Annotated in this window: 12 protein-coding genes; 6 read left to right on the top strand and 6 right to left on the bottom strand. The window is 59.3% G+C overall.

The genetic code is table 11. From position 1 onward, the window contains the following. Positions 1 to 123 precede the first annotated feature (123 nt). Positions 124 to 1098 (top strand): glycosyltransferase family 10 domain-containing protein, encoded by a 975-nt coding sequence (locus BUA94_RS00255; protein WP_139250967.1) that lies wholly within the window; start codon positions 124 to 126, stop codon positions 1096 to 1098. Between the two features lie 57 nt (positions 1099 to 1155). After that, positions 1156 to 2043: an alpha-1,2-fucosyltransferase gene (locus BUA94_RS00260; RefSeq protein WP_175557965.1), complete on the top strand. Its 888-nt coding sequence runs from the start codon at positions 1156 to 1158 to the stop codon at positions 2041 to 2043. 18 nt (positions 2044 to 2061) lie between these two features. Here the strand turns inward: BUA94_RS00260 and BUA94_RS00265 are convergent, their stop codons facing one another. From BUA94_RS00265 to BUA94_RS00275, 3 genes are read right to left on the bottom strand one after another with little or no spacing between them, the layout of a single operon-like run. Beyond that, on the bottom strand, positions 2062 to 3015 hold the full coding sequence (locus BUA94_RS00265; RefSeq protein WP_073007273.1) for a glycosyltransferase family 2 protein: 954 nt from the start codon (positions 3013 to 3015) through the stop codon (positions 2062 to 2064). 32 nt (positions 3016 to 3047) lie between these two features. Beyond that, a complete protein-coding gene (locus BUA94_RS00270; RefSeq protein WP_073007277.1) occupies positions 3048 to 4133 on the bottom strand; it encodes a glycosyltransferase family 4 protein in 1086 nt (361 codons plus the stop codon). A gap of 50 nt (positions 4134 to 4183) precedes the next feature. Continuing rightward, positions 4184 to 4381 (bottom strand): hypothetical protein, encoded by a 198-nt coding sequence (locus tag BUA94_RS00275; RefSeq protein WP_073007280.1) that lies wholly within the window; start codon positions 4379 to 4381, stop codon positions 4184 to 4186. A gap of 469 nt (positions 4382 to 4850) precedes the next feature. On the opposite strand from BUA94_RS00275, the gene BUA94_RS00280 reads away from it, so the two are divergent. Beyond that, positions 4851 to 6944 (top strand): TonB-dependent siderophore receptor, encoded by a 2094-nt coding sequence (locus BUA94_RS00280; protein WP_073010555.1) that lies wholly within the window; start codon positions 4851 to 4853, stop codon positions 6942 to 6944. Positions 6945 to 7014: 70 nt separating this feature from the next. On the opposite strand, the gene BUA94_RS00285 is transcribed toward BUA94_RS00280, so the two are convergent. From BUA94_RS00285 to BUA94_RS00295, 3 genes are all read right to left on the bottom strand, one after another. Next, complete coding sequence (locus tag BUA94_RS00285) at positions 7015 to 7986, bottom strand: siderophore-interacting protein (protein WP_073007282.1); 972 nt, start codon at positions 7984 to 7986, stop codon at positions 7015 to 7017. Positions 7987 to 8153: 167 nt separating this feature from the next. Next, entirely contained in the window at positions 8154 to 11327 is a 3174-nt protein-coding gene (locus BUA94_RS00290; protein WP_139250969.1) for a c-type cytochrome, read from the bottom strand. 110 nt (positions 11328 to 11437) lie between these two features. Then, complete coding sequence (locus tag BUA94_RS00295; RefSeq protein ID WP_235860433.1) at positions 11438 to 12694, bottom strand: ferredoxin reductase family protein; 1257 nt, start codon at positions 12692 to 12694, stop codon at positions 11438 to 11440. Positions 12695 to 13120: 426 nt separating this feature from the next. Here BUA94_RS00295 and BUA94_RS00300 point away from each other — a divergent pair, with 426 nt between their 5' ends. From BUA94_RS00300 to BUA94_RS00310, 3 genes are read left to right on the top strand one after another with little or no spacing between them, the layout of a single operon-like run. Then, on the top strand, positions 13121 to 13750 hold the full coding sequence (locus tag BUA94_RS00300; protein ID WP_073007288.1) for an OmpA family protein: 630 nt from the start codon (positions 13121 to 13123) through the stop codon (positions 13748 to 13750). Positions 13751 to 13782: 32 nt separating this feature from the next. Then, positions 13783 to 18738, top strand: a complete 4956-nt coding sequence (locus BUA94_RS00305) for a CHAT domain-containing protein (protein WP_084081637.1) — start codon at positions 13783 to 13785, stop codon at positions 18736 to 18738. Then, positions 18735 to 19496, top strand: coding sequence for a peptidoglycan-binding domain-containing protein (locus BUA94_RS00310; RefSeq protein WP_073007293.1), 762 nt, complete (start codon positions 18735 to 18737; stop codon positions 19494 to 19496). The genes BUA94_RS00305 and BUA94_RS00310 overlap by 4 nt, the downstream gene beginning before the upstream one ends. Positions 19497 to 19640: the final 144 nt, after the last annotated feature.

The following is a 19640-nucleotide window of genomic DNA, read 5'->3' on the forward strand; positions in this document are numbered from 1 at the left end:
CGTTGAATTCCCTGCTATCGCTGTTGCTTCGAGCCTTAAACGAGGGGCTTCAGCGGAGTGCTTCCAACCCGCCTAACGGATAACATGCTCGTTCATATCTCTTCCAATAATGAAGTCCTTTCGATGTTCCGGCAAACCCCGGCGGGAGATGGCGTTTGGGACGGAGTGCGCTTTGTCGCGGAAGATCCGGACCTTCAGGCGGACTGGTTTATTGGGTTCGATGAGACCGCGCGAGACTGCAAAACCAAGGTGCCCCTGGAAAGGCGGATCCTGTTTCTGACGGAACCGCCCACGATCAAGTACTATCCTCGCCACTTTCTGAAGCAGTTCGGGCATCTGGTCTGTTCCGTTGTGCCGTCAACAGCAGAGGGACCTGCGACGATCAGCAGCTGCGGTCTGCCATGGATGTATGGGCTTTATCAGAAGCCTGTTCCTATGCCGTGGCAAAGACTTGTTGCTGGATCTCAGGTTGCCAAAACGGGCGAGATTTCAGTGGTCTGTTCGACCAAGAAGATGAACCTCAACCAGCACCGCCGCTTGCGTTTTCTCGGCATGCTGAAGGAGGCGCTGGGCGACCGGCTGACATTTTTCGGACGCGGGTCCAATCCGATCGAGGACAAGTCCGACGCGATCAATTCCTTCCGCTATCATCTGGTGCTGGAAAACAACCTGATCGACAATGGGTGGACCGAAAAACTGGCCGATCCGATCCTCGGCGGAGCCTTCCCGATTGTCTCTGGTGGTGAAAACCTGGCGGAGTATTTCGACCCTGCAGGATTCCGTCTTATAGATACGCGGAAGCCGCGAGCGGCGGTCGAGGCAGTGCTTAAGATCTTGGATGAAGATCCTTTTCCTAGCGCTCAAGTGGCAATGGCGGATAACAAGCGCCGCCTGATGATGCAGCATCAGTTCTTTCCGATTGCCGTCAATGTCATCCGGACTTTGGAGGCCCAGGAGGCAGTCGCTCCCGTTCAATTGGAAACGCCGGCGGCTTTCCGCACGGCAGCCAAGCCCAAGTGGAAGAAGATTGCCTCCGTCCCGCGTCCGCTCCGGCCCGTTCTGCGGGATCTCTACCTCACGGTGGCGGAAAGAGGCTGACGCTGTTTCGCCGTCAGTGAACGAAATGTCGTGGACCAAACCTGGGAGATGCAAGCCGTGCAGACAGCTGACTTGAAAAATGCGGTTGTCACGCGGCTTCAGGGAGGCCTTGGCAACCTGTTGTTCCAGTATATGGCCGGGCAGTCACTCGCGGATCATCTCAATGTGCCGCATCACTGCGTTGCCGGTGAAGGCATCGGTCATGGCTCGGCCCTCGAATTGGTGGGCATTGAACCAAGCTATGTTTCGGTTCCGGCCTTTATGATCAAGCGGGCAGGAAAAAAGCGCGATCGCTCCTTGACCGATTTTCTGCGGACCGGTCTTGGCCGTTGGCCGCTGATGCCGGTCCGAGAACCGCAATTCCACTATTGGCCCGGATTTTTCGACCTGAAGTCAGGTTGTTTGCTATCCGGCTATTGGCAAAGTCCGAAATATTTCTCCGAACTGAAAACGCCCCCGGCGAGCATCATGGCAATGAATGCTGTCTTGAACCGTATCGAACCATCCGTTGTCTCCGGAATTCGCGAAGGAACAACGGTCTGCATCCATATCCGCCGTGGCGATTATTTGAAGGAGCCTTCTGCGCTTGAAGTTCATGGCTTGATCGAGCCGGACTATTACGAACGCGGGCACCGGATGATGGAAGAGCTGCACGCGCCGGACAGATACCTCGTTTTTTCCGACAGTCCCGATCTGGCGCGGGAGGCTCTGGGACACTTGCCAAAAGTGGTTTTCATGGAGCCGAGACCTCAGGAGCAGGATTTGGCCCTGATGAGCCTTTGCCACCACCACATCATTGCAAACAGTAGCTTCAGCTGGTGGGGCGCGTGGCTCGGGCGGCGCGAGGGGCAGACGGTGATTGCGCCGCGCTATTGGTTTTCTCCGCAAACGCTGCGCAAAAAATATGTACTGGATCTCATCCCGGACGATTGGGTCCTGCTTTAACCCAACCGGGTCCACATACTATCGGCCGTCGATCTGGTCGTAGTATCCGCTTTTGACACGGGTCAGTCCGTACCAGTTTCCGACACCTCTGGCGAGGCGCAGGCGTCCTTTGTAGTAGCGGCTTTCGTATTTGGGGAGACCCGCCTTCCAGAGCAGCCAGCTCATGCCCGAGATTGCGCTGCCGGCGACGATCCTGCGCAGGCCCTTCAGTCCGAACTTCATGAATGCGGCAGGAAAACCTCTTCTTTTGCAGTCAATCTGCGCATGGGCTGCTGCGTGGGAGCGGACCATGTTGATCAGCCGCTGGGGCTGGGACCGGGACACCGGCACGCGTTCGCTTACGAGGGCCTTGGGCGCCCAGACGATCTTGTTTCCACTTGCATGCGCCCGCTCGAAGAAATCCAGGTCTTCATATCCATGAAGCAGATCCTCGTCGAACCGCAGCCGGTTGCCATCGTCGGCGATCAGGCTTGCGGCAAAGAGCACGTTGTTGGTGGATGCACGCCGAAGAACGGTCCCCTCGGGATCCAGCGAGGGCGTATCGACCTTCCACCAGACAGGCGGCGGCGCATCGTGAATCTGCACGACGGCACCGTAGGAAACCTGGGCCTGATGTTCGGAAGCTGTCCGAATGTGCTGGGCCAGCCAATCGGGCGACGCAACCTCGTCATCGTCGATTAGGGCAATCCAGCTCCAGCCTCTCGAACGAGCCAGGTCCAGGGCTGCGTTGCGGGCAAATGGGATGCCCCTCTTCGGCTGATGGGCGTAGTGAACGGGTACAGAGCTGGCTTGCGCAATGCTTTCGACGTTGCGCCGTGCACTTTGGGACGTGTCATTGTCGATGACACCGATCTCCAGTTTCCAGTTGATCTCGCATGTCTGGGCAATCAGTGCCGCGAGGCAGTCTTTCAGCATCTCCGGTCTTCCGGCGGTGCACACAAGAATGCCAATGGAGAGAGGAGAGGCCGACATATGGAAGCTTTCGAGAGGTATTTGGAGCGGGTCTATCGCTGATGGACTGTGTTTTCCAGCATTTGATCGTATTGCCGGACGATCCCTTCCAGTTCCAACGCGGAAACGACGTGCTTCCGCCCGGCTTGTGCCAGCTCTTGCCGCCGGTCCGTGTCGGTCATCAATGTCAGCAGCGCTTCGCGAAGCCGCTCCGGAAAGTCTGCAGCCTCCGGGGAGTCCAGCAATAGGGCGCCATCGCCTGCTGCCTCCGGCATGCCGCCCTGGTTGGTCGCAATCGTCGCACAGCCGCAGGCCATGGCTTCCACCATCGCCCGTCCGAAGCCTTCACGTACAATGGAAGGCATGACGGCGATTGCGGCGGCGGACAAATGCGCCTTCACCTCATGGGAAGTAAGGTTTTCAAGGAATTCGATCCGGCTCGTGCTCGCGGCCAAATCCCGCAGGCTCTGCGCGAAAGCGCGCTCCGCGCCGGTTTGAATGCCAAGGACCAGTTTGAGGGTCCATGACTTTGCCTGCGGGTGGTCAAGGAGACCGGTATAGGCCTCCAGAAGCGGCAGCAAACCCTTGTCGGGTCTTGCCCTGCCAACGAATACGATTTCGTTCTTTTTCTCCGCAGGCAGCCATTCCTGAGTGCGCAGGCCGTTGAAAACGACCGTGCAGCGGTTCGACAGCCGTGGAAACTGGCTTAGAAAGCGCTCCCGGATAAAGGCAGAGACGAACACGATCCGGGCAAGAGACTTGAACAGACGTTCTTTTCTCCAGGCAGAAAACCAAGAGCGCTGTTCCTTAAGTAATCCGTGCCGATGCAAGATCACCGGCGTGGGCGCCAATGCTCTGGCAATTCGGGCTGCCGTTTCCGGGTGCTGATGAACGACGACGACGTCCGGTCGGTCGCTCTTGAGGGCGCGTATGTATTCTGCGGTGAGCAGGCGCTGGCCGGAGGCGCTGACGGGCCGGAAGTCTACCCCGGCATAAGGCTGTGCCACGGGAGTGCCAAGTACATAGCTCTGTGTCTTGAACCGGCTGCCGGACAGGAGTTCATGGGCGACGATATCGATGGATGTTGCCCCTTGCGGGGAAAAGTGCATCCCGCGCGGCAGGACGATACCGACTTTCATGGCAGCGGATTTTCCAGTTTGAACCAGGAACAGAGATGCGATCGCGCAGATTACTGCGCTTCCTCATCGTTGTCTCCATCCGGAATGGCGAGGCTGACAGCACCGCCGGCGACCTTCGTCGTCGTCGACACGGTGGTGCCGACAACGGAGGCTGTGGTGCCCACGACTGCACCGCCCACCGAGACCACGGCGCAATTGGCGGTCAGGAGGCAGAGGCAAGCCAGCAGCAGAAAGCGTGTCAGTATCATTTAAGTCCGTCGTGCATCTGTAAGGGGCGTTTTGCCCCTAGAAATCAGGATCTGGACCGGAGGAGGAGGACCTCCGATGTTGCTTTGGACCCTACACGACCGACCACAAGATGGGAACCTGTCCGCATATCCCGGTGCATTTGCCAAAGCTTATGCAGAAACAATTGCCCGGACATGTGGAGCAAAAAGCAGTTTCGGTCCAAAAGCCGTGGTCTCACTGCAACATAGAGACGAAAAAGGTTCATGAATTAAACTTGAATATATAAATCATATTTTTGGACTGGTAGAGACCGGAACAGCCGGGGGGCTGACCGGATTGTTTCTGAAAATCTCTTTCGAACCAGAGTGATAGGTGTCCCAGGCGTCATTTTAATGTGATGAGAGGATGCCTGAATTGGCCACTGTCCCGTTCCCGTTTTCACCTGTGTCATGTGCATTTTCCCGGCAGACTGGTATCCGCCGCAGCCCGCTGGTTCTGGCGCTTCTTTCCAGCTCCGCCCTTCTGTTTCCGGTTCAGGTTCATGCCCAGCAGGCCAATGCTGGGGCGGAAGCTACGGAGCTGACGGAAATCGTTGTGGAAGGTGCCACTGACAGCGCAAGCGGACCGGACAAGTCCATCGTTGCGGGCAGAACGCTTGCCGGCAGCAAGACGGACACGGCCGTGGAGGACATATCTGCGTCGGTTTCCGTTATCACTCAGGCCGAGATGGAGCGACGGGGAACGCAAAATCTGGATGAGGTTCTGGCTTACACGTCCAGCGTTTCTGCCGATGAATATGGCTCTGATGACCGCTACGACTGGGTGCGCATCCGTGGCTTCTATCAGACCAGCACCGGCTCCTATCTTGATGGTCTGCCCATGCGGATTTCCGGATTTACGGGCAGCAGGGTCGAGCCCTATGGACTGCAGCGGGTGGAAGTTCTCAAGGGGTCGACGTCAACGCTCTTCGGTCTCAATGCGCCGGGAGGCCTCATAAACTCCATCTCCAAACGGCCGCAGGCGGTGAAGCATGGTGAGGTCTACACTACGCTGGGTGACGAGCATGTGGAGTTCGGGACGGATTTTGGCGGGCCGATTGATGACCAGGGGATCTGGTCCTATCGGATCACATCCAAATGGCAGGATGGGAACAACGGTGCGGACCATACCGAAGACGACCGCTTCTATATTGCCCCGGCTTTGACCTGGGCGCCGACGGATGCGACCTCTCTGACCCTTTTGCCGAGCTACAACAAGCGGGACGGCAATACTGCGCATGGCATTCCCTATGGATCGGGGATTGATCCGAAGACCTATCTTGGCGAGCCCGAGTTCGAGGCGATGGATACGATCGAGAAGAACATCGGCTATGCCTTTAGCCATGACTTCGGCAATGGGCTGCAGTTCCGTCAGAACGCCCGCTACACCGATCTCGATCTGACCTATGAGTCTGTGTATGGAGCCACGGCCGATCCGTCGGTCTCCCGCAGTGCCTGGGCGGTCTATGGCAACTCCCGCCGTTTCGTGATCGACAACCAGCTGCAATATGACGTCAGCTTTGGCCGGTTCGACAGCCGCTCGCTTGCCGGTATGGATTTCAGCTACAATGATACGGACGAGCATCGCGTCTTTGGCTCGGCGTCCGGCATCAACATCTACAATCCGGTTTACTGCGGTTTGTCCTGTCTCACGCTGCCGGCGGGATACGACTGGAACCAGCAGGAAACGGCACGCGGTTTCTATCTCCAGGAAGAGCTGACCTTTGACGACCGCTGGATCCTGACCCTTGGCGGCCGTTTCGACAGTGTGACAACAGAGTCCGCCTTCCCGGATTCAGGCCTGTCCTACAAGGCTGATGATGAAGCCTTCACCAAGCGCATCGGCCTGACCTACAAGGTGACTGATGGCCTTTCGGTCTATGGCAACTACTCGGAATCCTTCCAGCCGATTTCTGCGGACAGGACGTCGCTGGTTGGAACACCCAAGCCGCAGGAGGGCACCCAGTACGAGGTCGGGCTGAAATACCGTCCGGCCAACTATGATGCCCTTTTCACGCTGGCCCTGTTCGATCTGACCCAGACGAACGTGCCCTACAACATCAGCACCACCACCCAGAGCCAGATCGGGGAGACGAACGTCAAGGGAGTGGAGCTGGAAGGCAAGTTCGCACTCACCGACCAGTTCAACCTGACCGTTGCCTATTCCTATTGGGATGCGGAGATTGTCGAGGATGGCATCACAGGCAATCAGGGCAACAAGCCTCAGCTCATTCCTCAGCAGATGGCCTCGATCTGGGCTGACTACACCCTGCCGGGCGAAGGGATCTTCGGCGACCTGACGCTTGGGCTTGGCGTGCGGTATACGGGCGCAAGTTTTGCGGACAACGAGAACACCCTCAAGATCAAGCCGCATACGCTGGTTGATGCCGCCGTGAACTATCAGATCCGGGACAATGTTGCGCTTGCGGTGAATGCCACCAACCTGTTCGACACGGAGTACCTCTCCTATGTCAGCATCTACGACAACACGGCCTTCTATGGAGATGGCCGGGCTGTCCGGGCAACGTTGAAATACACCTGGTAATCCGGGATCGTTTTCCTCAGCCTCCCGGGCCAACCGGGAGGCTGAGCTGATTTAAGGGGACGCTGAGCGGTCAGGTCCAGTAGGCGGCGGCTACGAAAGCGGTCTTGGGCAGGCCTTGCTTCAGGAGTTGGGCCCGAGCGGCCTGGGCGGTGTCCTTGTGTCCGGCAACCCAGACAAAGCCCCCCTCCGGAAGACTGCAGTCCGAAAGGGCATCAAGCAGGCTTTCGACGCGGTTCACACGCGGATCATCGGCGTAGGGGCCGAGGTCCTGTGCGCAGACGGTGACAAAGGCACGGACTTCGCCTTTCGCCAGAGCAAGCATTCGCAGGATGGCTGGCCAGGAGGTTTCATCGCCAAAGAGCAGCAGGGGCGATCCCTCCGGGCACATGCCGCCGCCAGGGCCCATGATCCCGACCGTTTCCCCAATCGGGTTTCCCCTGAAATAGTCGCAGGTTGGGCTGCCCTCATGGTTGAAGACATCGAAATCCAGCCATCCGTCGCCCGTTTCAATGACCGTATAGACCGGCTTGTGAATCTTGTCGTCGCCTTCAGGCCAAAGGGTGCGGCCGGAGGCGGAGATCGTTGGCCACTTCGGCTCACGGTCATGCGGCGGAATCAGCAGCCGGAAATGCAGTCCGCCTTCGTTAAACCGGGAAGCTTCGGGATGGCTGACGCGCACCCTCAGATATCCGGGAGAGCGTTCGATCACGGAGGAGACTGTCATCAGGGACAAGCCGGGAGCAAGCGCGCCTTCGGCAACGTTCGACCAGTTCACCCGGAGCCCGAGTTCTTCCTGCATCGTGGAAACCGTGTCCTGCAGCACTTGCAGGAGCCTCTGGTCCTGGCCTGCCAGAGAGATCAGGGCATCTTCGCCGCGTGCATCCAGGGTCAGCCTGGTTTCCCAGATCGTGGTGCTCAAACGGCCGGCGCTATCTTCCAGCGGAATGTTCCGTTCCGAGGTGAGCTGACGGAGGGCCGAGAAGGCTGCCTTCGCGCCTTTCGGGATGTGGCCTTCGGTCGTGTGGATCTCCGGTGAACTCATGGCTGTCCTCATCCGTCTCAGTGATGACGTCAGATGACATTCATGAGTTTTATAGTCAAGTATAAGCAGCGCGGCAGAATGAAGCCCCTTAACACGCAAGGGCCCGGCTTTCGCGCAAGTCTGCGGGAAAACCGGGCCCAAGCATTTTTACCGCAGCACGTCCGCTGTCAGTGGTCCAGCACGTTGAAGGTTACCATGTGAACCGCGGAGGTCTGGCGGGCAGGCTGGCTATGAGACGTCGTCTTTGCAGCCGAGGCAGCCTGGGCCTTGTTCTTTTCGAACAGCTTCACCGCCAGGCCTCGCGAGGGTGGCTGGCGGGACGCACGCACCACGCTTCGCGCTTCATGTGCGCTCAGGCGCTGATCCCGAAGCCCGCCTTCCCGGCAGTTCAGCACCAGGGTCTCATCGTTGGCTGGGGTGTCGAAGATCAGGGCGCCGACAGACTTGTCCGGGATGAGGCGTGGTTCTCCCGGCTGCAGGAATGGATCGCCGATCATCTCATCCGGGATCACCTCGACATTGCCATCTGCCTCCACATAGAAGATCTGCAGCTCACAGGCATTGTTGGCGGTGACGCTGAAGGTGAGTTCCTCGCCGACAGCGACATCCGTCCGGTCGATATGAACCCGGAGCTTCAAGGCGCTCTGCGGATCACCGGCAGGCTTGTAGCCGTCGTCCCGGTAGCTTGCGTCCTTGTAGCTGGGCGGAAGCGCGTTGGCGTGGCTTGCAGAACCTGCGTGGTGATCCATCGGATCGAGGTTCAGCACGGGTTTAATCAGGCGGGAGAACTGTTCCTCCATCTCGAACCGGGGGACGCGGACACCGGCCTGCAACTGGTTGATCCAGTCAATGGCAAGGCCGCGGGCCATGGGGTCCTGAACGCGCTGGATGGCCTGCTGGAACTCGTCGAGCGTCATTTCGAACTCGGCTGCCAGCATTTCCGCATCCATGTCGGCTTCATAGAAGTCGGCAAACCAGGTCATCACCTCTTCCTTGCCCGGACCGCTGCGGCTTCTGATCGTGCCGTCTGGCGCGGTTTCAACCGCATCGATCTTTGTCAAGGCATCGATGAAGAAGGCCCGGTCCTTCGCATAAAGGGCATCCAGCTCCTTCTGCTCGACATACATGCGCAGCAGCGTGTCGCGCTGGTCCAGGCTGAACAGGGCAGAGGTTTCCAGATGGCTGCGCAGCTGGTCGCGCTTGGCGATGATGCCGTCATAGTGGCAGCTCATGCAGGAGCGGCCATTGATGATGTCGATCCCCTTGCCGATCGGGCGCTGGCGGAAGGACACGATGGAGGTCGGTCCTCGGTCCAGACGGTCCCCGGCGGCGGTGGACAGGTAATAGCCCTGCATGCCGTTGGGCAGGGTGAACAGCATTTCGCCGCCATCATGCTCGAAGGGCTCCAGTCCGTCGTGCAGGGGAGATACAGCGTCGGGGCCGTGGGGATGCAGCTTCAGGCTCTGCACACCGCGGCTACCGGCGAAGTCATAGGACTTCCAGTAGTAGCCGCCGCCGGGCAGGTCGTGCCGTTCCAGCATCCGGTTGTGATCGGAAACGCCGGATGATCCTTCCAGGAAAGCGGCGCGGGCGACATCCAGCCGTTCGATGTTCCGGTTGACGTCCACACCCATGGCCTGTTCGAGATCCTCAATGTTCTCGGGCAGGCTCAGGAGCATGTGATACATCTCCGGACGGCTGGCATTGGCCATGAACCAGTCGGCACGCATGATCGGCAGATCGGCGCGGGTGCCGTTGGCAAGAGCCTCGAGCGAGGGATCGTTCCCCGGCGCATAGCCGTAGGGGTAGGTTGCCGAAAGGGTCTGCCAGCGCTCCGGATCCCACTTCAGGTCGCGGATGTCGACCCGGACCAGCAGATTGTCGCTGCCGTCAACGACGGTCGGCATGACGAGGCGCGGGCCCTGGGACACGGAGTTGATCAGCTTGCGGAACCCGGCCTGGAACAGATCCAGCCGCCGGGCGAAGGCGTCTTCCTCCTCGCAGGGGTTCACGCCATTGTAGAGATTCATGAAGCTATAGTAGCGGGTGAAGGGGCGGTCGCGCTCATCCACCTCGGCGAGATCGCGCAGGGCGAGCTCGGCTTCCTTGCGCCAGTGGCGCATCGGGCGCGAGCGGGCGGGCGGCGCAGGTTCGGCAGCAACCGCCGTGCTGTTGAGATTATCGATCCATGCGCCCAGAGCCTCCAGTTCGGCATCGGAAGGGCTGTTGCCATAGGGCATGCGGCCACTGGAAACGCTGGTATAGAGCAGGGACTTGGACCGGTCGCCAGGCGTAACGAACGCTGGATTGCGGGCAATCGAGGCAAGTTCGCCTGCAGGGAAGCTGCCCTGGGCGCTTTCTCCCAGACCATGACAGTTGCGGCAGTAGCGGCCCACGAATTCATCTGCCTGGAGCGCCAGATTGTCCGTGGGCACTGCGGTCGTGTCGCCGGTGGCGCGGCAGCTTGCCTCGCTACTCATCTCCACCTTTTCGACCTTCTGTTCCCGTCCGGTCAGATAGGCGAGCATCGCCAGCCGGTCCTCGTCGGTCAGAACCGAGAGACCCTTGGCCAGATTGCGCTTCAACGGCGAGCTGATGCCGCTGCCGGAGAGCTTCATTCCCTTGTCGATGAAGTCGCGGGTGAAGACCTCCGGATGGGCCAGACCGGACATGCGGGCGGTCGAGATGTCCGGAGCCAGTTCGCCGTTGATGGTCTTTTCCCCGGTCAGGCTGAGGTCCTGATCAAGGCCATAGGTGAGTGTGCGCGGGGTGTGGCACTCGCCGCAGGCCCCGACGTTTTCGACCAGATACCGGCCGCGGCTCATCTGCGAGCCATCGCCTGGCTGGAAGGCGGGTGTCTCGAAGTTCTGGCGCTTCCAGAGGGAGACGGTTGTGTCGAGGTTATAGGGGAAGGAAACTTCGTGACGCTCGGAGGGCGTATCGGACTGGGCAAGGGTCTCGATATAGGCCTTGATGTCGAGCACGTCCTCCGGCTTCATCCCGGCATAGGCCGCATAGGGGAAGGTCGGGTAATAATTGCGCCCATCCGGTGCAAGACCATTGATGACGGCATTGAGATATTGGGCATTGGTCCAACCGCCTGTGCCTTGGGAGCTGGCGGTGATGTTGGGCACGAAGAACGTGCCGATATGGCTTTCCAGCTTGCGGCCGCCGGACAGAAGCGAGGTGTCTTCCCCGGACGCATGACAGCCGATGCAGCCAGCCGCATTTGCCAGATAGGCGCCATTCTTGACGTCGCCCTGATAGGTGGCAAAGGCATTGTCGTCAAAAACGTCGGCAGCAATGGCCCCATGGGTGGCAAGGCTGGCCGCCAGAAGCATCAGGCCTCCTGCAGCCTTCACCGGAAAAGCAGCTGTCCGGCCTTTCCAATTCTCTTTGTCTTGCAATGTCACAGCCCGTCTCCTCTTCCCTCGCGAAAGGCCGATTTCGCTTACCGGAATTCGAATTTTTCAAATTTTACTTTGCCGGGGGCATTGCCCGACAGTTTCAGGTCTTTCACGATGGCAAGGCGCATGGCTTCCGGACCGCAGAACCAGAAGTCGGCGCCCTTCGGGGGAACCTGTGATTTTTCAATCAGTTGAGCCGCACCGAGGCGGCCGTTCGTCTTGCTTGCATGGAGCGTGAACGTGAAGTTCGGCAGGCTGGCGCTCAGCCCTTCCAGATAGTCCCGTTGCACGGCTTCGACTTCGGAGCGGACGCTGTGGAACAGGTGCACCTTCTTGTCCGGCGTTGCGCGCAGGGTTTCCACCTGCGCCAGGAAAGGGGTGATCCCGATGCCGCCTGCCAGCCAGACCTGGCTCTGACTGCCTTTGTGAACCTCGAACCGGCCGTAGCCACCTTCCAGATGCAGAATGTCTCCGACCTGCAAGGTATCGCGCAGGCGCCGGGTGAAGTCGCCGAGCGGCTTGATCGCAAAGGAAATCGAGGAAGTGGCCGGATCATGCCGGGCAATGGTGAAGGGGTGAGGCTCGCCAAGACCTGACCGGTCTGACTTCAGGAATGCAAAATGACCGGGCCGCGCCGCGATCGGGCGGCCGACAGCCCGTGCGGTCACCAGCGTCGCGCTGGGCAGAGCGATAATGTCGCTCACCTGATAGCGCTTGCGGGCAATGAAGGGGCGGATCTGGGTCACGATGAAGCTGATCACTCCGATGGCGGCAAAGATGTTCAGGTAGACGGCCAGAAGGGCGGTGCCATCAAACGGCCGCTTGATGAAATTCAGATGCACGGCAATCAGAATGAAGAAGAAGCCGATGAAGCGGTGTGACTGGCGCCACAGATTATACGGAACCTCGATGCGGGTTTTCGGTAGCCGTTTCACCAGGCTGATGCCCGCAAGCACGACAAGGCCATAGAACCCGATCTCTCCCGCGGTTCCTGCCATCTCATTCAGGCCGGAGGTCAGGACCAGGCCCTTGAAGTTCGGCGTCACGATGTAGTGGATCAGGAACAGCACCAGCGCCGCGATGCCAAGCTGGCGGTGGGTGTGGTAGATGCGGTCGAGGCCGCCAAACAGACCTTCAAGATAGCGGGGACGGGTGGCCAGGAACTGATTGAGCGCCATGGCCACGAAGGACATGGAGGCTGCGGCGATCGAGGCCCAGGTTGCAAGGCCGGTGTGGCTTGCTGCCGGAACTGACAGAAAAAACGCCACAAGCACGGCTGCGGCCATCAGAAACTGTCCCAATTTACCCCCTCAAACGTCTTGCCGGCCAATCCTCTGGATGGTCTTACCGGCGCTCCGTCAGTTTTCCAGTCAGTTCGCCAAGGTCGGCCCTGGCCTGGAAAAATCTCAAATGAACCTTTTGCTGTCGCTCTAGTACCTATGTTCCGAATGGAACGCTTCAGGTTCATGCGTCCGCCTGAAATGTTGCGTCAAACTCAAGAACAACTTTTGCTAGAGGCAGTCGTCGCGAAACAATTTGAATTCAATTTCCTTAATCTTTCGAAGAGACTGCCTGAAAAGTCCACTAGAAAAACTCGACTTGTCATGCTCTATTGAAATCAAGAATTTTTCAACCCTCCGGATATTTCATTGCCGATTAATAGTCTCGAATAGAGAGACGGTGATACGTCCCGGACCGATTTTGCAGCTACGTAGGAAACTCGGAAAATGCGGAAAAATGGCATTCTCGTCCGGTTCTCTGCCCGCCTGATCCTGGCAGCAGGGCTCGGACTTGCGGTGAGCACACCCGCAGTGGTCGCGCAGGAACTGAACAGCGACAGCATCGTCCAGCAACTTGCGCCGAAGAAGAAGTTCGCGACCCGTGGCCTGAAGTCTGCGGCCACTGCGCCGGAAATGTCCTCGGATCAGAAAACCTATCTGAAATCGCTTCCGACCCGCGGCCTCAAGGTCGAGATGAAGAAGGAAGTGGCGGTGATCATGGACACCTATGACTTGCCGCAGATCAATATCGAGATCCAGTTCGACTATAATTCCGCCAAGATCAAACCGGGGTCGGTTCCGGATCTGAATGCGCTGGGCACGGCCCTTCTGAGCCACGAACTGTCCGGCGCACGCATCCTGCTCAATGGCCACACAGATGCGGCCGGCAGCCAGCAGTTCAATATGGGGCTGTCCGAAAAGCGGGCCGATGCGGTGCGGGACTATCTGATCTCCAGGTTCGGGATCGAGCCTGACCGGCTGATCGCCATCGGCTTTGGCGAAGAGCGCCTGAAGAACCGGCATGATCCGGAGGCAGCTGAGAACCGAAGGGTTGAAGTGGTCAATCTGAACGGCTGATCTGGAAAAGCGCGGGAGGGCGCGGAGGCGAAATGGTAAGCAGGGTCCTTCTGTGCCTGATGGCGCTGGTTCTTTCGGCAGCCTCGGCATCCGCCATCGAAATCTACCGCAACAGCAAGCCCTATGACGTGGCGGCGTCCCTGCCGTCAGGCTTCTTCTTCCGGGAAGAAGGCGTCGACCGGAAGTTCGATGTCGGTGGTGTTGCGGGCAACCTCCGGCTCATTCAGGACAGCTATTCGGAATGCGAAAGCCTTGTCGACGAGCGGCAGAGAAACTGGGTTAAATACGGCTTCGATCAGGCCTTTGACCGGTATGTCAGCCCGAATGAATGCTCCATCAGCATTCACAACAGCAACAGCCGTGAAAGCGTAAGCTCCTTCTATATCCGCATCGATGCCTGTGCCTGCTATTCCGCCCTGCATTTCCGCTATCTCGAACAGGCACGGCCGGATTTCGAAGCCTATGCGCCGTCGATTGTTTCCAGTGTCCGCACCAACAACCGGGGGGCGGCTGGACCTGCCATTGCCTCGCGAGGGGCTGCGCCAGTTGCACAGACCCCGGCACAGGCTTCCTCCAAATCCCCGGCACAGGCCGCAGAAGTTCGATCCCTGCCGCAACAATTGCCTCAAAGCTCGGCATCGTCCGAAGGCGGAGCCATAGCACGCATCTATCGTGCACTGGACCCGCTGAAATGCTCGGCTATTGGCAAAGAGGAAGTGAAGCGGGGAGAGGATGCAGTCATTCTTCTGTCCGCATGGACGGGCACCAAGGCCAAAGATCTTGCCCGCCGGGCGGGTGGAGCGGACCTGTCACAGATCATTTATGACTCGGACTGGGGCAACAACAAGGGTCCATATCTCCGGTCGCTGGAGCGGATTGTTGCGGCACATGACGGTGCGGTTCAAAGGATCGAAGCCGATGCCCAGACTTATGGCGCTGCCCTTTGCGGCATCATTGCCTTTTCCCTCAAGGACACCCTGAACAATCTCAGCTCTGCCCAGGACGGGTTCAATTCCGTCTTTCATGACTATCTGAAGGCTGCCCAGACGCTGGTCCAGCTCCATAATTGCGGGAGCGGCACCATTGATGGCGCTTTCGGAGGCGGCAGCCGGGCAAACTGGAACACCATGCTGGAAGGCCTGGGCCTTACTCCGGTCAGCGGAGCCTTCACGCCGACGTTGAGTGATCTGGCAAAGGCTGCATCTGTTCCGGTCAATGCGCCGGTCTGTGCTGGCGGCAGCGTTCAGACCGCAGCTCCCGGCGGAGATCAGATCCTGCCGTTCCTGTTCCCGACCGATGATGCCTACACGTCCGGTGGCTGGCTCGCAAAGCGGACGCCTGCCCTTCGCCAAAAGCTGGAGTCCCTGGGGCGGGAAGGGCGCTGGTCCGCCTTTCAGCAGATGCTGGTCCGTCGTCTCGTCTATGAAGGCTATGAGCCGAAAAGCGATGTGGCCGCGACATTGCTCGCCAATATCTTCGAGGATGGCATCGGGGTGACACCTGATCTGCAGGCGGCCCGGTTCTGGCGCGGCAAGGCCTCGGAGAAACCGAGCAGCTTCGAGCGCTATCTGGTGGCTGTGCGCACCGGTGAGGGGCTGGAAGCCGTGACCCGGAGCCTGTCCGGCTGGCAATCAGATTACGAGAGTAACTTTCAAACACCGATCGTCAGCGGCCCCATGCTCTACATTTCCGCGCTCGAGTTGTCGCTGGACAACCGGCTGGAGCTTGCGCGTCTTGGTCATATTGTCATGAAAAGCTCCCGGATGCTGGAGCTTGTCCTTCTGGAAGGCAGCAAGGAGCTGCAATATTCCCTGGCCGAACGGCTTCTGGATGGGGCAAGCATTCTTGGCAAGGGAACGTCTCAGGCCGTGGCCTTGTTGCGCCGGTCTGCGGAACAGGGGGCGCCTTACGCGGCCTCGCATCTCGCCTTCATGATGACTTACGGCAATGGAGCAGCGGCCAATCGCGAGGAAATCGGACGCCTTTTGCAGTTTGCCGTTGGCAAGGGAGATCCCTTTGCGGCCTATCAGCTGGCGCGGCTGGCAGAGCGGGAAAATCCCTCCGACATTCAGCAGGCGGTCAAATGGTATGACAAGCTGATTGCCTTGAATGGCAAGGATGGCCGGTCCGTTGCCGGTATCAGCCTCATCGTCAACCGCATCATGTCCGGCAGTCTTGCTCTCTCTAATCCTTCAACTCAACAGGGCATTGAAAAGCTGGCCCAGGAGGATGTGTTCTTCGCCCAGGAAATGGCCCGCATGTATCTTTGCGCGGAATGCGGTGGTTCGCTTGACTTTGCCGAGGGCGCAAAGTGGCTCCGGGTCATGCGCGATGGGAAGCTGGATTATGCGAATGTGGTGCTCTACCGGCTTCTGACCCAGCATCCGGAGCTGGCCAAGTCCAAGTCTGAGGCGCTGGATGGGCTGGCTAAGCGTGTGCACATCGAAAATGGCGTTCTGGGTTGGGAAACCGACCTTTCCTCCTATGTTGTCTACAAGGCTGAGCTTGCCCGGAACAAGGTGAAAACCGGGGAGCTTCCCGGTTTCATGGCTGAGGTGCTGAACCAGATTTGCGCTGAGCCCAAGAACCCGGAGCACTATTGCGAGGATGGGGCAAAGATCTTGGCCTCGGGAGCGCTGGGCGCCGATCTCGTTGCGGTGGGGCTGGAGCTTCTGGAAAAACGCCAGTCCATCGCCCTCGTGGATGTTCTGGCTGCCTATGGGGATTTTACCGGTGCGGTTGAGCGCGGCCTGAAGGCCGAGCAGGAGGAGCTGCTCGACAGGGCTGCTCTTATCTGGCCAGGTGGTATCCGGGAGGGCAGCCTGTTTCTTGATATCGACCGGCTGCGTTCGCCCACGCTGCGCCGGCTCATTGCCCAGCGGGATCCGGACAATCTGAAGTCTCTGCCCAAGGGCTTTGGCGAATATCTGGCGCTTCTTGCGCGAAATGGGGACACAGGAGCCCGGAACTACCTGAAGCTTCTGTCGGCACCATTGGCGGCACCGGTTCCGGTTCAGACCGACCTTGGCAAGGCGCGGGAGACCTTCGAGACGGTCAAGGCCCGCGGCGGCCTGAACCTGTCCCTGGTGACGGCCGCCCGCATCTATTCCAGTGCACTGGACGGTGAAGGCAACAGGACGCAGGCGCTTGAACTTGAACTGACGGCCCTTGCCGCCGAGCGCCAGCTGGATCAGGTGATTGGTTTTGGCTCCGGCGCCCTTCAGGCGAGCCTCACCACCGTTTGCCACATGTCCAAGGCCAGTGAGCGGATCTTTGCCTTCGGGGCGGACGATATCGCCCTGGTGCTTGCCAAGGACGTGATCAACGAGCTGCAGCGCGTGCGCAGGGACCTCAGTGCCATACCTGAACGGCTGCAAGGCTGCTTCCGCGATCTGGTCGCCGACAATTACCGCTGGCTAGCCGATCTCCTGGTGCGGCAGGACCGCTTGAGCGAAGCCGAATTCGTTCTTTCCCTTCTCAAGGACTTCGAGGCGTTCCAGTTCTCCGGCCGGGACAGGGCCTTTGAAGGCGATGCCTTCCGGCAGCTGCCCTATTCTGCGGAGGAACAGGAACTGAAGGATGCGCTGGATGCCTTGAGGCTGCCAACCGTCAGCGCCGTGCACCGCCGCGATCAGCTGCTTGCCCGCCAGTCCATGCAAGCACTGACAGCGCGTGAAAAAGCCGAGCTGGATCAGCTGAACCAGCAGCTGGAAGAAGCGGGGGCTGCCTATGACGCGGGCCTGAAGCGGATCCTGGCGGCGGCCAAGGGTTTGAGCGACGCACCGAAGGCCCGCGAGGCGATTGCTGCGGAAGACTCGGTACAGAAGACCATCCTGGCGCCGCTGGATGAAAAGGCCGTGGCCATCCATTATCTGGTGATGCCGGACCGGCTGAACATCCTCGTCACCACCAAGTCCGAACGCAAGAGTGTCACCATTTCCGAGTGGCGCGGCGAGCCCTTCACAGAAGAGCGCCTGAATGCGGCGCTGGCCAATTTCCATGAAGTCATCACCGACGCGCGACTGGACGACAAGCCCCTGAGCCGGGACCTCTATGATCTTCTGGTGAAGCCGGTCGATGCGGATCTTGCGGCTGCCGCGCCCGATCTGGTGCTGGTGTCCCTCGACAAGCGCCTGCGCTATCTGCCTTATCAGGCGCTCTATGATGGCCAGCGCTACCTGATCGAGCGGTTTGCCTTGTCCCTGCTGACCAGCAGCGAAAGCGAGATCACAGGCAAACGCGCGACGGGGATTCCCTTTGCGGCGCTGGGCATGACCCAGGAGACGGAGCTCTTTTCAGCGCTTCCGGGGGTGGCCGTGGAACTGGATGGCATCGTCAAGGGGCAGGATGGTTTCGGCCTGTTCGACGGGCAGATCTACATGGATAAGGCCTTCGACAAGCCTGCGCTGGTGCACTCCCTCAAGATTGGCGAGGCAAGCCCAAGCGATCTGGGCGTGGTCCATATCTCGTCGCATTTCTATCTTGGAGAGAGTGACAAGGATTCGTTCCTGCTGCTCGGCACGGGCGAGCATCTCAGCCTCGCCGAGATCAAGAACGATCCCAAGGACTTCGACTTCAAGCATGTGGAGCTTCTGACGCTGTCCGCCTGCGAGACCGGGCGTGTCCATCCGGACCGGGATGGCCGAGAGATCGAAAGCCTTGCCAAGATCACTGGCGACCGGGGTGCGCAATCCACCATTGCCAGCCTCTGGCAGGTCGCTGATGCGTCAACCGCCATCATGATGCAGCGCTTCTATGAGCTGCGCGAATTCGGCAACATGAGCAAGGCCAGGGCGTTGGCCATCGTCCAGCGGGAGTTCATCACCGGCAAGGTCGGCGACGAGCAGAACCTGGCCACCCGCAGTGTCGTGTTCGAAACCGCCCGCAAATTCGGCGAAGCCGTGCCCGTGGCAGCTGATGGCATGAACCCGGGCTTTGCCCATCCCTATTTCTGGGCTCCCTTTGTCCTGACAGGAAACTGGCGATGAACTGCTCTTCCGCATCTCTGGTCAGGGCCTTGACCGGCCTTGGAGCTCTCGCAGCCATTCTACTGCCCTTGCATGGAGCGCAGGCCCAGGAAGACAAGGACATCATGTCCGCTGCCGGGCAGTGTTTCAGGGCTTCCTACAAGGCCGAGAGAGGCGATGTCAGAGACATCCGGATCTTCTTTGAGCGCTCGGTTTCCAAGGAGCCGGGGCAGGAGATCTATGTCGATCTGAATTATTCCTACTGGGATGTGCCGAATGAAACCTATGGCATGACGGCGAATTGCTCGTCGAATGGCCGGGAGATCATCTGCGGGATCGAATGCGATGGCGGACGCCTGCGGCTGCAACTGGCGGAGGACGGGCGTCTTCTGGCCGAGGCCATAGGCCTTCGAACCGATGCCCATGAGGCTTCCAAGAGCCTGCTTCCCGACTACAACGGTGCCGATGGGCTGGTGCTCAATAATATCTTCGCACTGGAGCGGACGGGACCGGCGGATTCAAGCTGCAACTTTGATCCGCAGACCACCTTTGTCGCGCTGCAGGCCGGCGACCTGTCGCCCCGGGTCGCCATTCTGGAAGCGAAACTGAACCAGCTCGGCCATTTGCTCGAGTTCCCGGACGAGGTCTTCGACGAAGTCACCAGCGCGGCGGTGAAGTCCTTCCAGGTCCAATACCGTCTTCCAGACACGGGCATCGTGGACGAACCTACCGCCCGCGCGATCGAAAGTATCTCCCTGACCAATCTGGGCGGCTGTTGAGCTTGGTGCCGATTTTCGGATGCGAAACGGAAGGCAAGTTTTCTGGCTGGAAATAACTAGAAACGTTTGACCTGGTCACGTGTCGGTTGGTAAACCTTTCTTGGATTTTCTAATTTTTCCTAATGCTTCCATGATATTCTGACT

Source organism: Roseibium suaedae (assembly GCF_900142725.1).
Taxonomy (GTDB): Bacteria; Pseudomonadota; Alphaproteobacteria; order Rhizobiales; family Stappiaceae; genus Roseibium; species Roseibium suaedae.